At 64.6% G+C, this 12,894-nt stretch carries 12 protein-coding genes; 6 read left to right on the forward strand and 6 right to left on the reverse strand.

The window, feature by feature from the left end:
* The first annotated feature begins 8 nt into the window (after positions 1-8).
* From AC1RRT_RS19350 to AC1RRT_RS19365, 4 genes are all read left to right on the forward strand, one after another.
* Complete coding sequence (locus tag AC1RRT_RS19350) at positions 9-950, forward strand: ABC transporter permease (RefSeq protein WP_493015529.1); 942 nt, start codon at positions 9-11, stop codon at positions 948-950.
* Positions 947-1,840 (forward strand): ABC transporter permease, encoded by an 894-nt coding sequence (locus AC1RRT_RS19355; RefSeq protein WP_493015530.1) that lies wholly within the window; start codon positions 947-949, stop codon positions 1,838-1,840. The genes AC1RRT_RS19350 and AC1RRT_RS19355 overlap by 4 nt, the downstream gene beginning before the upstream one ends.
* Before the next feature lie 64 nt (positions 1,841-1,904).
* A complete protein-coding gene (locus tag AC1RRT_RS19360; protein ID WP_493015532.1) occupies positions 1,905-2,411 on the forward strand; it encodes a cupin domain-containing protein in 507 nt (168 codons plus the stop codon).
* A gap of 8 nt (positions 2,412-2,419) precedes the next feature.
* On the forward strand, positions 2,420-3,331 hold the full coding sequence (locus tag AC1RRT_RS19365; RefSeq protein WP_493015534.1) for a DMT family transporter: 912 nt from the start codon (positions 2,420-2,422) through the stop codon (positions 3,329-3,331).
* Here the strand turns inward: AC1RRT_RS19365 and recJ are convergent.
* The 5 genes from recJ to AC1RRT_RS19390 form a co-directional block, all read right to left on the reverse strand.
* Positions 3,328-5,121, reverse strand: coding sequence for a single-stranded-DNA-specific exonuclease RecJ (gene recJ, locus AC1RRT_RS19370; protein ID WP_493015536.1), 1,794 nt, complete (start codon positions 5,119-5,121; stop codon positions 3,328-3,330). The genes AC1RRT_RS19365 and recJ overlap by 4 nt on opposite strands.
* Before the next feature lie 2 nt (positions 5,122-5,123).
* Complete coding sequence (glpX, locus tag AC1RRT_RS19375) at positions 5,124-6,155, reverse strand: class II fructose-bisphosphatase (RefSeq protein ID WP_493015538.1); 1,032 nt, start codon at positions 6,153-6,155, stop codon at positions 5,124-5,126.
* 16 nt (positions 6,156-6,171) lie between these two features.
* Complete coding sequence (locus tag AC1RRT_RS19380) at positions 6,172-7,491, reverse strand: homoserine dehydrogenase (RefSeq protein WP_493015540.1); 1,320 nt, start codon at positions 7,489-7,491, stop codon at positions 6,172-6,174.
* Positions 7,484-8,698, reverse strand: a complete 1,215-nt coding sequence (locus tag AC1RRT_RS19385) for an LL-diaminopimelate aminotransferase (RefSeq protein ID WP_493015542.1) — start codon at positions 8,696-8,698, stop codon at positions 7,484-7,486. Before AC1RRT_RS19385 ends, AC1RRT_RS19380 begins: the two co-directional genes overlap by 8 nt.
* 112 nt (positions 8,699-8,810) lie before the next feature.
* Positions 8,811-9,812: an OmpA family protein gene (locus AC1RRT_RS19390; protein ID WP_493015543.1), complete on the reverse strand. Its 1,002-nt coding sequence runs from the start codon at positions 9,810-9,812 to the stop codon at positions 8,811-8,813.
* 166 nt (positions 9,813-9,978) lie between these two features.
* Here AC1RRT_RS19390 and AC1RRT_RS19395 point away from each other — a divergent pair, with 166 nt between their 5' ends.
* Positions 9,979-11,844 (forward strand): PHA/PHB synthase family protein, encoded by a 1,866-nt coding sequence (locus AC1RRT_RS19395; RefSeq protein ID WP_493015545.1) that lies wholly within the window; start codon positions 9,979-9,981, stop codon positions 11,842-11,844.
* 10 nt (positions 11,845-11,854) lie between these two features.
* A complete protein-coding gene (locus AC1RRT_RS19400) occupies positions 11,855-12,496 on the forward strand; it encodes a muconolactone Delta-isomerase family protein (RefSeq protein WP_493015547.1) in 642 nt (213 codons plus the stop codon).
* A gap of 14 nt (positions 12,497-12,510) precedes the next feature.
* Here the strand turns inward: AC1RRT_RS19400 and AC1RRT_RS19405 are convergent, their stop codons facing one another.
* The gene (locus AC1RRT_RS19405; RefSeq protein ID WP_493015549.1) at positions 12,511-12,792 is read right to left on the reverse strand and encodes a hypothetical protein; all 282 of its coding nucleotides are present in this window, start codon (positions 12,790-12,792) and stop codon (positions 12,511-12,513) included.
* Positions 12,793-12,894: the final 102 nt, after the last annotated feature.

Genomic DNA, 12,894 nt, shown 5'->3' on the forward strand with positions numbered 1-12,894 from the left:
CCCCAGCCATGACCCGCTTCCTGTTCCGGCGTATCGCCATCCTGCTGCCGACATTGTTGTTCGTGTCGATCATCATCTTCGGGCTGCAGCAGCTGCTGCCCGGCGACCCGGCCATTGCCATGGCCGGCGAAGAGCGCGATCCGCAGGCCATCGCCGAGGTGCGGGCCAAGTACAACCTCGACAAGCCTTTGCCTGTACAATACTGGCTGTGGATCAGCGGCGTGCTGCAGGGCGATTTCGGTGAATCGATCCGCATCCAGATGCCGGTTTCGCAGCTACTGGTCGAAAAGTTGCCCGTCACCGTCGAACTTGCCATCCTCGCCATGATCGTGGCGCTCGCCATCGGCCTGCCGATGGGCGTGATCTCGGCTTTGCATAACGGGCGCTGGCCGGATTACGTGGCTAATATCGTCGGCCTCTGGGGTCTGTCGACGCCGAATTTCTGGCTCGGCATCATGCTGATCCTGCTCTTCTCGGTCGAACTCGGGTGGCTGCCGGCTTCAGGCTATATCAGCCCGCGCGAAGACTTCTGGGGCAATCTCGAATCCATGGTCATGCCAGCCTTCGTGCTGGGCAATGCCATCGCCGCCGTGATGATGCGCCATACCCGCAGCGCCATGCTGCAGGTGCTGTCCAGCGACTACATCCGCACCGCCCGGGCGAAAGGTCTTTTTGAACGCGTGGTGATCGCCAAGCACGCCTTCCGCAATGCCGCCGTGCCGGTCATCACGCTGGGCGCGCTAGAGTTCGGCCAGTTGCTGTCAGGCGCCGTGCTCACCGAGCAGATTTTCTCCATCCCCGGCTTCGGCAAACTGATCGTCGACGCCGTGTTCAACCGAGACTATGCCGTCGTTCAGGGCGTCGTGCTCTGCACCGCGACGGCCTATATCGTGCTGAACCTGCTGGCCGATGTCGCCTACTTCCTGGTCAACCCGAGGCTGCGCGCATGACCGCCGTGACCGCAAACATCGCTCCCGCCACCGTCAAGCCCGCCACCGAGCAGAGTCCGGCCCGCCGCGCGCTGCGCCGCCTGTTCAAGCGCAAGGGCGCCGTGGTTGGCCTCGTGGTCGTGCTGCTGTTCGTGGCCGCCGCCGTCTTCGCGCCGCTGATCGCGCCCTACGACCCCATCGAGGCCAACTGGGGTGCCGTGCGCGGCGCGCCGTCGCTGGCCAACTGGTTCGGTGGCGATGAACTCGGTCGCGACGTGCTGTCGCGCGTCATCTTCGGCGCCCGCGCCTCGCTGCTGGCGGGTGTCTTCTCGGTCGCCATCTCGCTGGCGGTGGGCATTCCGGTCGGGCTTCTTTCCGGTTACGCAGGGGGACTCGTGGATGGGATCCTAATGCGCATCACCGACGCCATGCTGGCCGTGCCCTTCCTGATCCTGGCCATCGCGCTGGCGGCCTTCCTCGGCCCCAGCCTGACCAATGCAATGATCGCCATCGGCATCTCGGCCACCCCGATCTTCGTGCGGCTGACGCGCGCCCAGGTGCAGGCCGTGAAGGTGGAAGACTATGTGGAGGCGGCGCGCGCCGTGGGCAATCCGCCGCTGCGCATCGCCTTCCGCCATATCCTGCCCAACATCTGGCCGGCGCTGATGGTGCAGGCAACATTGACCATCGCCTCGGCCATCATCGCCGAGGCCAGCCTGTCCTTCCTCGGCCTGGGCCAGCAGCCGCCGGCGCCAAGCTGGGGCAGCATGCTGAACTCGGCCAAGGACTTCCTCACCCAGGCGCCGTGGATGGCGATCTATCCAGGCATTTCGATATTCATGGTCGTCTTGTCGTTCAACCTGCTGGGCGATGGCCTGCGGGACGCGCTGGATCCGCGCCACCGGGAGTAGGCTGAAGCCCTTGCCCTGATCGTCGGGCCTGCCTACCATTTCTCCTTCAGCGTGGAGGAGTCTCATGGGTCACGATCACGGTCATTCTGACAGCGGGCATCACACCGATTGGAAGCATGACGGCGTGCGGGTGATCCCGGGCGACAAGCTCGACCCGACGACGGCCGGACAGACCACCGGCATGAACCGCGCCACCGCCATCAATTTCGCCCGCGCCGGCGCCCAGAAGATCTGGGCCGGCACCGTGCATATCCATGCCAATGCCAAGACCGGCGCGCATCATCATGGCGATCTGGAAAGCGTGATCTACGTGGTCAAGGGCAAGGCGCGCATGCGCTGGGGCAACAATCTGGAATTCACCGCCGAGGCCGGACCCGGCGATTTCATCTTCGTGCCGCCCTTCGTGCCGCATCAAGAAATCAACGCCAGCTCCGATGAGGTGCTGGAATGCGTGCTGGTGCGCTCGGGCCAGGACCCGGTGGTGGTCAACCTGGATATCGAGCCGGTGGAAAAGCCTGAAGATGTTCCCTGGGTTGACCCCATTCACGCGCATCCGGACGCCAAGCGCTGATCTTCGGAATGTCTTATCTCCACCGGTTGCTGGGCACCGGCAACCGCCGCGGCATCATTTCCTTCTCGCTGGCCGTTTTCCTCTTTGTCATCAACGAAGCGCTGTGCAAGCTGGTCTATGGCAACGTCCCGGCCAGCCAGATCCTTGCGGTGCGCGGCCTGATCGCCACTGCGATCATCCTGGGCGTAATCCTGATCACCGGCGCCGCCCATCACATGCGTAAAATGTTCGATGGACAGATCCTGCTGCGTAGCGGCATCGACCTGGTGAGCAGCTATCTCTACATGATCGCGCTGTTTCATACGGCGATCGGCAGCGTGATGGCGATTCATATGTCCTCGCCGCTCATGATGACTGCAGCCGTTGCCGTACTGCTGCGCGAACCCGTGGGCTGGCGGCGCTGGAGCGCCGTGGTGGCCGGCTTCCTGGGCGTGCTGCTGGTGGTGCAGCCGCGCGCCGATAATTTCAGCGCCTATTCCCTGCTCGGCGTCGGCGCAGCGGTGTGCATCGTGGCGCGCGACCTCATCACCCGGCGGATCGATGCCGGCATTCCGTCATCGGTCATCAATCTCACCAATGTCGGCTTGATGGCGCTGGCGGCGCTGACGCTGGCTCTGATCGAAGGCTGGGTGGCGATGACCTGGCGTGATCTCAGCTTCGTGGCCATGGCCGCCTGCTGCATCGCCGCCGGCTACCAGTTCGCCGTCGATGCCTTCCGCCATGGCGAGGTGCCGGTCATCACGCCGATGCGCTATACTGGCCTGCCCTGGGCGCTGCTTATTGGCTGGCTGGTCTGGGGCGATGTGCCGAATGAACTGGCGGCCGTGGGCATTGCCCTGATCGTGGCCAGCGGCCTGTATATCCTGCATCGCGAGCGCCTGCGCGGACTGACGCCGGCGCCGACCGAACCGCCGCCTTAAGACGGCGTCGCCGCGTCTTCCAGCAGGAACTGCACGCGCTTCTCGCCGCGCCAGTGATTGGGCCGCAGATGGCCGCCGACATGCAGCGGCGCGCCGGTCTGGCGTGCCTGCAACAGCGCCGGGCCGAGATCGCCATCCACCGAACGGAACGCCATGGCATTGAGGCGCGGGCCGCTGCCATCGCCCGTAGTGATCAGGCAGCGCACATGCTTTTCGGCCACCACATCGGCCTGCACCACGCGCACCCCGGCCAGCGCAAACCGGGGCTCGGCATTGCCCGAGCCATAGGGGCCGAGCTGTTCCAGCCTGTCGCAGAGTTCGGCATTGCAGCCGCCGATCGCCAGCGCGCCGTCGAAGCCCAGCGAGGATGACGCCCCCGCTTTCGTCACGGCCGCGGCCAGACGTTCATTCAAGAAGGCTTTCAGCTCGTTCAGTTTGGCTGCCTCGACCGTCAGGCCCGCCGCCATGGCATGGCCGCCACCATTCATCAACAACCCGGCCTGACCGGCGGCGACGACGGCCGCGCCCAGATCAACGCCGGGGATCGACCGGCCCGATCCCTTGCCGATGCCGTTCTCGTCCAGCGCGATGACAAAGCTCGGGCGGCCGGCCTTCTCGCGCACACGTGCCGCCACGATGCCAATCACGCCCGGATGCCAGCCCTGCCGCGCCACCAGCGCCAGCGCTGCCGTCTCGGGGACATGCTCCAGCTCCTGCATGGCCTCATGCAGCACGCCGGCCTCGATCTCCTGCCGCTCGCGGTTATAGCGATCCAGCTCGCCAGCCATCTGTTGGGCGAGGCGCGCATCGTCAGTGGAAAGCAGCCTTGTCCCCAGATCGGCCTGGCCGACACGGCCGCCGGCATTGACGCGCGGACCGAGCAGGAATCCCAGGTGATAGGCGCCCGGCGGCTCGCTGACGCCAGCCACATCGGCCAGCGCCGCCAGCCCGACATTGCCACGACCGCGCAGAATCTTCAGGCCCTGCGTCACCAGCGCACGATTGAGGCCGGTGAGCGGCACCACGTCGCAGACGGTGCCCAGCGCCACCAGATCGAGCCAGGCCATCAGGTCGGGCTGCGGATTATCGGAGGTGTAATAGCCGCGCTCACGCAGGCGGCGGTTGACGCCGACGATCAGCAGGAAAGTGACGCCCACGGCGGCAAGCTGACCAAAACCCGGCGCTTCGTCCAGGCGATTGGGGTTGACCACGGCAATGGCCTTCGGCAGTTCCGGTTCGGCCAGATGGTGATCGGCGACGATCACCTCGAGGCCAACACTGGCGGCATCTTCCAGCGCGGCAAAGGCCAGCGTGCCGCAGTCGACGGTCACCACCACCTTGACGCCATCCTGCGCCAGCCGGCGCAGCGCCGGCGCGTTGGGGCCATAGCCTTCCTTCAGGCGATCGGGGATATAGACGCGCAGCTCGCGACCGATAGCGCGGAAGAAGCGGTTCAGCAGCGCCGTCGAGGTCGCGCCATCGACATCGTAGTCGCCAAAGACGGCAACCTTTTCGCCCTTGATGATCGCATCGGCCAGCCGGCTGGTGGCCGCGTCCATGTCGAGGAAGCGCGAGGGATCGGGCAGCTGGCGCCGCAGTGACGGATTGAGATGATCTTCCAGCGCCTCGATGGCGATGCCGCGCCCGGCCAGCACGCGGCCAAGGATTTCCGGCAGGCCAGCCTGCTGCGCCAATGCCATGGCGAGACGGTCATCGGTGTTGCGCAGACGCCAGCGCTGCCCCTTCACGGAACTCGTGACGCCCAGAAACGCAGGCGCGGACTCCAGCATGGTCAAGCCGGGCTGAGAGGACGGATCACCGCTTCGATGCGGCGGATCGTGCCGGTCTGTGAGCGCATGACCAGGGAATTGACCCGGAAGCCGCCGGCGACGCGCTTCACGCCCTGCAGCATCGTGCCGTCGGTGACGCCGGTCGCCGAAAAGATGACGTCGCCTGAGGCCATGTCGGTCAGGCTGTATTTGCGATCCAGCTTCTCGATCCCCAGGCGCCGCGCGCGGCTGCGCTCGTCTTCGTTGCGGAAGATCAGGCGGGCCTGCATCTGGCCGCCAATGCAACGCAACGCCGCAGCGGCCAGCACACCTTCCGGCGCGCCACCCGAACCCATGTAGATGTCGATGCCGGTGGCCGGATCGGTGGTCGCGATGATGCCGGCCACGTCGCCGTCGGAAATCAGTGAGACGCGCGCACCGGTGTCGCGCACCTGCTGGATCAGGTCCATATGCCGGGGACGATCGAGAATACAAACCGTCAGCTCGGAAACGGCGATGCCCTTGGCCTCGGCCAGACGCTTCAGATTTTCCCTCGGCGGCAGGTCGAGATCGACGACATTGTCAGGCAGGCCGCCGCCGACGGCGATCTTGTCCATATAAACGTCGGGCGCATTGAGGAAGCAGCCGGCATTGGCAAAGGCAATGACGCAGAGCGCGTTGCCGCCGCCCTTGGCGGTGGCCGAGGTGCCCTCCAGCGGATCGAGCGCGATGTCGATGCGCGCGCCTTTGCCGCGGCCGACCTTCTCGCCGATATAAAGCATCGGCGTGGAATCGCGCTCGCCCTCGCCGATCACGATGGTGCCATCGATATCGAGATCGTTCAGTGCGGTGCGCATGGCATCCACGGCCGCCTGATCGGCAGCCATCTCGTCGCCCAGGCCGGTCAGCCGCGCCGCCGCAATGGCGGCGGCTTCGGTGACGCGCACCACCTCAAGCGTGAGGTTGCGCTCGACCGAAAGGGTCGCGCCGGGGCTGCTTTCGGCGGCCTTTTCTGGCTTCGCCTTCTTCACGCTGGCTGTCTTGGTCGCGGCCATGGCCTGCTCCCGTCTCTCAGAGCGGTTCGATACGGATCAGCGCCGGCGCCTGCAGCACCGAGCGCAGCTTGCCGATCTTTTTCATCGCCCGGGTCATGTCGGCCTCACGCGCCTCATGACTGATCAGCATGACGGCAACCGGCTGGTTCTCGGCTTCCGAACGGCCACGCTGGACCAGGCTTTCGATGGAAATCTTCTCGTCGCGCAGCACGGCCGAGACATCGGCCAGCACGCCGGGCTGGTCGCGCACGATCAGGCGGATGTAATAGCGCCCGACATGCTCTGACATCGCCGCCGCCTTGAGCGGCTGCAGCCGCGCCGCCGGCACGCCGAAGGCCGGCGCATAGCGGCCGGCCGCCATATCGGCGAGATCGGCCACCACGGCTGAGGCGGTCGGGTTGCTGCCGGCACCGCGGCCCTCGAACATCACACGGCCGACATAGTCGCCCTCGGCGGCGACCGCATTGAACACGCCGTCGACATGGGCGATTGGCGTATTGGCCGGCACCATGCAGGGATGCACGCGCTGCTCGACGCCCTTGGGCGTGCGGCGGGCAATCGCCAGCAGCTTGATGCGATAGCCGAATTCCTTGGCAAACGCGATGTCGACCGCCGAGACGTTGCGGATACCTTCGACATGCACGGCCTTGAAATCGACCTTGGTGTTGAAAGCCAGCGAGGTCAGCACCGCCAGCTTGTGCGCGGCATCGACGCCGTCGATATCAAAGCTGGGATCGGCCTCGGCATACCCGAGCTGCTGCGCTTCCTTGAGCACATCGCGGAAATCGCGGCCGGTCTCGCGCATCTCGGTCAGGATGTAATTGCAGGTGCCGTTGAGAATGCCGGTGATGCCTTCGACGCGGTTGCCGATCAAGCCTTCGCGCAGCGCCTTCAGGATCGGGATACCGCCGGCGACCGCCGCCTCGAAGCCCAGCGGCGCAGCCTTCAGCTCGGCCAAGGCCGCGATCCTGGCGCCATGCATGGCCAGCATCGCCTTGTTGGCGGTGACCACGCCCTTGCCAGCCTTCAACGCGGCCTCAACCAGGTTGCGCGCCACGCCATCGGCGCCACCGATCAACTCGACCACGACATCGACTTCGGGATCAGCAGCCAGATCGATCGCCTTGGCATGCCAGCGCCAGCTGCCCTTGGGGATGTCGCGCTTCTTGCGTTTGTCGCGCGAGGAAACGGCAACCACCTTGATCGGCCGGCCGGTACGCGCCGTCAGAGCATCGGCATGCTGGTGCAGAAGGCGCAGCACGCCCTGCCCCACCACACCCAGACCGGCAACGCCAACTTTCAGCGGCGCCGGGGCCGTCTTGTACGCCTTAACCATTCACGGCCGCCTTCTCTTCCTGAAGATTGGACGGCGATGCCAGCAGCTTCTTGATGTTCTTCACAGCCTGACGGGTGCGGTGCTCGTTCTCGACAAAGGCGAGGCGCACGAAATTGTCGCCATGTTCGCCGAAGCCGATGCCCGGCGCGACGGCGACTTCCGCCTCGCGCAGCAGCAGCTTGGAGAATTCGACCGAACCGAGATGCGCATAGCGCTCGGGGATCGGCGCCCAGCAGAACATCGAGGCATTCGGCATCGGAATATTCCAGCCAGCAGCATTCAGCCCCTTCACCAGCACGTCGCGGCGCGACTTGTAGGTCTGGCGGATTTCCTCGACGCAATCCTGCGGGCCGTTCAGCGCCGCGGTGGCCGCCACCTGGATCGGCGTGAAGGCGCCGTAATCCAGATACGATTTCATGCGCGCCAGCGCACCGATCAATGCCGGGTTGCCGGCGCCGAAACCGATGCGCCAGCCCGGCATGTTGTAGGTCTTGCTCAGCGAGGTGAACTCGATGGCGACATCCTTGGCGCCCTTGACCTGCAGGATCGAGGGCGGCGGATTGCCGTCGAAGTAAATCTCCGAATAGGCGAGATCGGAAATGATCCACATGTTGCGCTTCTTGGCGTAGTCGACCATCTCTTCGTAGAAGGATAGATCAACGGTCATCGCCGTGGGATTGGCCGGGAAACTGACGATCAGCGCGATCGGCTTCGGGATGCTGTGCTGGTAGGCGCGCTCCAGGCCAGCAAAGAAGTCGATGCCCGGGCCGATCTGCACACTGCGCACATTGGCGCCAGCGATGATGAAGCCGAAGGCATGCATCGGATAGCTGGGATTGGGCACCAGCACGGTGTCACCCGGCGCCGAGATCGCCATGGCCAGGTTGGCCAGGCCTTCCTTCGAACCCAGCGTGACGATGGCTTCCTTCTCGGGGTCGAGTTCGACGCCGAAGCGGCGGCCGTAATAGTTGGACAGCGCCTTGCGCAAGCCGGGCACGCCGCGACTGGAGGAATAGCGGTGGGCGCGCGGATTGGTGGCGGCCTCTACCAGCTTGGCCACGATATGCGGCGGCGTGGCATTGTCGGGATTGCCCATGCCGAAGTCGATGATGTCCTCGCCGCGAGCTCGTGCGGCGGCCTTCATACGGTTCACTTCCTCGAACACGTAGGGCGGCAGGCGCTTGATGCGGTAGAACTCGGTATCCATGGTCTTCGGGTCCACTGACGGTACTGGTTGCGGGAAATTACAGGGCTTCAGTTACACGAAGGCGCGGCAGCTTATCGCCCCGCGCCCCCGCCGATCCTTAGCTGAAATCTGTTTAGTTCACGATGTAGATTTCAACCCGGCGGTTCTGGTCGGTAGCTCGCGCTGCCGTTTCGTAATAGGCCGGCGCGGTCGAACCGGCCTGCGTATCGAGACGAATCTGAGCAGCCGAAATGCCGCGGCGGCGCAGTTCGGCGGCCACCTGTTCGGCGCGACGCTGCGAGACGGCGCCCTGGTTTGCCGGCGCATAGCTGACGACGCGCAGCGAACCCTTGCCGCCAATGCCCTTGAAGTATTCGGCAACCCGGTTGACCAGTGCCTTGTCGTCATTGCCGAGCGAAGTTTCGTTGCCGTTGAAGCGCACGATGGCCAGAAGCTGCGTGCTGCCGGGCAGTGGCGACGGCGAATACGCAGCACCGCTGCCGCCCTGCGGCAGGCCCGCCGGCAAGGTCGTCGCCGAGGACTGCGCGAGGAACTGCGAGAAGGTGTCGGTCACATTGGCCGCACGGCCGGGAGCAGGCGCAGAACCCGGTGCGGCCTGCGGCTGCTGGGGCTGCGGCGGCTGCAGGGCCTGGCCATTCGCCGGCGCCACAGCGCCGCGCGGCTGGGCCGCGGGTGCGGCGGACGGAAGCTGTGTCACCGGCGCGCGCGGAGCAGGCGGCGGTGTGGTGGTGTCGGCCGGGCGCGCGCGCAGCTCTTCGTCGGTGTAGCGCGAATTGCTGCGGTCGGCGGCCAGATTGTCGAGGGCCTGGCGACGTTCGCCCGAGGTGCTGGTTTCAACCGGACGCGCCGGCACGCGGGCCAAATTCGGGAAACGGTCGCTGTTGGGGGAATTGCCCGAAGTGGCCGTTGCCGCGGTCGGCGGGGCGGAATCCTCATCATCGCCGAACAGCTGGGTCGGATCCGCCCAGGTGCCGCAGGCGCTCAGGCCCAGCATGACGGCGAGCAGTGCCGCAGCGGTGGCGCCGCGCAGGCCGTGACCAAACAGGCCCCGGTCGCGCAGACCCTGCATGCCCCGCGTCGCTATGCCGGCGGAAGCCGTGCCGATCCCAGCCATATGTTCCTACCCCTTAAAGCCCAAAAACGCCTATATCGCCCTAGTCGGCCTGACGGCCTTGCAGGGGGATTCCCTATCCCTTAACCTCAATCCGTGCCGAGAAAATCCGGCCAAGAGCCGGAATCGTACAGGCGAGGAAACGGGCCCCGAGAATAAGGACTGTCGGATGGCGAAGCAACCGGACAGTGGCAGACCGGACAGCAACTTAAAGCCCGACAGTGATATTCCGCTGCCGGACCCGGCTGTCTGGGCCCAGACCTGGGCCCGGGTGGCCGAACAGAGCCAGAGGCTGCTGGCCGATTATGCCGCCCGCCAGCAGGCCGAGGCGGCCCATGCCCCCGAAGGCAAGCCGCCGGCGCCCGCCAATCCCGACCCCCTGAACCTGGCCGGAGCCTATCTGGAGATCGCCCAGAAGCTGATGGCCGACCCGGCCAAGCTGGCCCAGGCCCAGGTCAAGCTGTGGCAGGACTATGCCGCGCTCTGGGCCAATGCGACCGACCGGTTCCTGGGCAAGGAAACCGCCCCCCTGGTGCAGCCCGACAAGGGCGACAAGCGGTTCAAGGACCCGGCCTGGCAGGATGGCGCCGTCTTCGACTACCTGAAGCAGTCCTACCTGCTCACCGCGCGCTGGGTGCAGAAGACCGTCACCGATGTCGATGGTGTCGATCCCAAGGTCGCGCGCAAGGTGGACTTCTATACTCGCCAGTTCATCGACGCGATGTCCCCGTCGAATTTCGCCCTGACCAATCCGGAAGTCCTGCGCGCCACCATGGACAGCAAGGGCGAGAACCTGGTGAAGGGCCTGGAGAACCTGCTGGAGGATATCGACCGCGGCCACGGCAAGCTCAATATCAAGATGGTGGATTCCAAGGCCTTCACCGTTGGCGAAAATATTGCCGTCACGCCGGGCAAGGTGGTCTACCAGAACGACCTGATGCAGCTGATCCAGTACGAGCCGACGACCAAGGAGGTCTACAAGCGGCCGCTCTATATCGTGCCGCCCTGGATCAACAAGTTCTACATCCTCGACCTGAAGCCGCAGAACTCCTTCATCCGCTGGATGACGGAAAAGGGCTACACCGTCTTTGTCGTGTCCTGGAACCAGCCCGATGAATCGCTGGTCGACAAGACCTTCGAAAGCTACATGCGCGAAGGCATCCTCGATGGCCTCGACGCCGTAAAGAAGGCGACCGGTGAAGATGAAGTCACCGCGATCGGCTACTGCATCGGCGGCACGCTGATGGCGTCGGCGCTGGCCTGGATGGCCGCCAAGAATGACGATCGCATCAAGGCCGTCACCTTCTTCGCCGCCCAGGTGGATTTCTCGGATGCCGGCGAGCTCAGCGTCTTCACCGACGAAGATACAGTGAAATACCTGGAAAGCCTGATGTCGGAGAAAGGCTATCTCGATGGTGGCGAGATGGCGACCAGCTTCAACATGCTGCGCGCCAACGATCTGATCTGGTCGTTTGTCATCAACAACTACCTGCTGGGCAAGGAGCCCTTCCCCTTCGACCTGCTGTACTGGAATTCCGACTGCACGCGCATGCCGGCCAAGATGCATGGCTTCTACCTGCGCAACATGTACCAGCAGAACCTGCTGTCGCAGCCGGGCAAGCTGGAACTGGCCGGCGAAAAACTGGATCTGCGCAAGATCAAGATCCCCGTCTATATCCAGGCCAGCAAGGACGACCATATCGCGCCCTACAAGTCGGTTTACAAGGCGACACAGCTCTATGGCGGCCCGGTGCGCTTCATGATGGCGGGTTCCGGCCATATCGCCGGCGTGATCAATCATCCCGATGCCAAGAAGTATCAGCACTGGCTGAATGACACGAAAACCAATCCGCCCAATGTGGAGGACTGGATCAAGGGTGCGAAGGAATACCCTGGCTCGTGGTGGAACGACTGGGACAAATGGCTGTCGGCCAAGTCGGGCTCGAAGGTGCCGGCGCGCAAACCCGGCGACGGCAAGCTCAAGGTGATCGAGGCCGCACCGGGCTCGTTCGTGAAAAAGCGGATTGTGGACTAAGGATTTTCAGATGCTGTTTATGATCGATGTGAAATTCAATTTCTCGACGCTCGGCGACAAGGCGCAGGAACTGGTCAAAGCCGAGTGGAAGGTCGAGGAAGAGCTGTTGGCCAAGGGGCAGTTCGTCGGCATCTGGCGCAAGGCCAACGGCATGGGCACGATGTTCATCATCGACGTGCCGACCAACGAGGCCGCTGGCAACCAGGTCCGCGCCATGCCGCTCTATCCCTTCTTCACCGACGTGACCGTCACGCCGCTGATCAGCCATCCGAACTTCCCGCAATTCGCCCGTGGCGCGAAAGAGCACGAGAAACCGGACACGAAACCCAAGCCGGATAGCAACCTCTACCTGGTGGATGTGCGCATCGAATACCTGCGCGCTGGCGACAAGTTCCAGGAATTAGTGCAGGCGGAATGGCGCGCCTCGGAAGCGATGCTGGCCAAGCGGCAGCTCGTCGGCATCTGGCGTCGCGCCAATGCGCTGGGCACCATGGTTTTGTGGAACCTGCCGGACGCCGACGCCGTGGCGGCCACGTTGCGCGGCATGCCACTCTACCCCTGCTTCACCAAGGTGGATGTGATCCCGCTGGCGATGCATCCGAACTTCCCGCAGTTCGCCCGTCCGGCCGAGACGCACGAGAAGCCGGCGTAACCGCCTGTCGCCGATCAGCCGCCGCCAAAGCATTCCTTGCCGATCTGCGCACTGGCCTCGACACCGAGTGCCTGCTGGTTGCCGTTGACCTTGCCATCCATGGCGAGCGCCTTCACCTGGATCGACACGGCATTCAGGATGCCGGTCTGGCCGGCCTGGCAGAGCCTCGCATTGTCGGGATGCGCCTGCTTGGTGGCGGCAATCACGGTTTCGACCTCGGCTGGATCTTCGGCGGCGCGGACACCCAGCGCCGCCAGCAGCAGCGCCAGCGCAGCGAGTGACAGATAAAATCTCATTGCGGCCTCCCGTTCGATGAGCGCGTGGCGATGACATTTGGTCATAGCAAGGTCAGCTCTGGTCATCCCTGGCGCAAACGAGGTAGAGGCCAGTTATTTTGG

Source organism: Ferrovibrio sp. GW821-FHT12B10 (assembly GCF_058807515.1).

What these genes read in the sequence shown, in the direction of transcription:
- AC1RRT_RS19350 (WP_493015529.1), top strand. Translation starts at nt 9, where the DNA reads ATGACCCGCTTCCTGTTCCGGCGTATCGCCATCCTGCTGCCGACATTG.
- AC1RRT_RS19355 (WP_493015530.1), top strand. Translation starts at nt 947, where the DNA reads ATGACCGCCGTGACCGCAAACATCGCTCCCGCCACCGTCAAGCCCGCC.
- AC1RRT_RS19360 (WP_493015532.1), top strand. Translation starts at nt 1,905, where the DNA reads ATGGGTCACGATCACGGTCATTCTGACAGCGGGCATCACACCGATTGG.
- AC1RRT_RS19365 (WP_493015534.1), top strand. Translation starts at nt 2,420, where the DNA reads ATGTCTTATCTCCACCGGTTGCTGGGCACCGGCAACCGCCGCGGCATC.
- recJ (WP_493015536.1), bottom strand. Translation starts at nt 5,121, where the DNA reads ATGCTGGAGTCCGCGCCTGCGTTTCTGGGCGTCACGAGTTCCGTGAAG.
- glpX (WP_493015538.1), bottom strand. Translation starts at nt 6,155, where the DNA reads ATGGCCGCGACCAAGACAGCCAGCGTGAAGAAGGCGAAGCCAGAAAAG.
- AC1RRT_RS19380 (WP_493015540.1), bottom strand. Translation starts at nt 7,491, where the DNA reads ATGGTTAAGGCGTACAAGACGGCCCCGGCGCCGCTGAAAGTTGGCGTT.
- AC1RRT_RS19385 (WP_493015542.1), bottom strand. Translation starts at nt 8,698, where the DNA reads ATGGATACCGAGTTCTACCGCATCAAGCGCCTGCCGCCCTACGTGTTC.
- AC1RRT_RS19390 (WP_493015543.1), bottom strand. Translation starts at nt 9,812, where the DNA reads ATGGCTGGGATCGGCACGGCTTCCGCCGGCATAGCGACGCGGGGCATG.
- AC1RRT_RS19395 (WP_493015545.1), top strand. Translation starts at nt 9,979, where the DNA reads ATGGCGAAGCAACCGGACAGTGGCAGACCGGACAGCAACTTAAAGCCC.
- AC1RRT_RS19400 (WP_493015547.1), top strand. Translation starts at nt 11,855, where the DNA reads ATGCTGTTTATGATCGATGTGAAATTCAATTTCTCGACGCTCGGCGAC.
- AC1RRT_RS19405 (WP_493015549.1), bottom strand. Translation starts at nt 12,792, where the DNA reads ATGAGATTTTATCTGTCACTCGCTGCGCTGGCGCTGCTGCTGGCGGCG.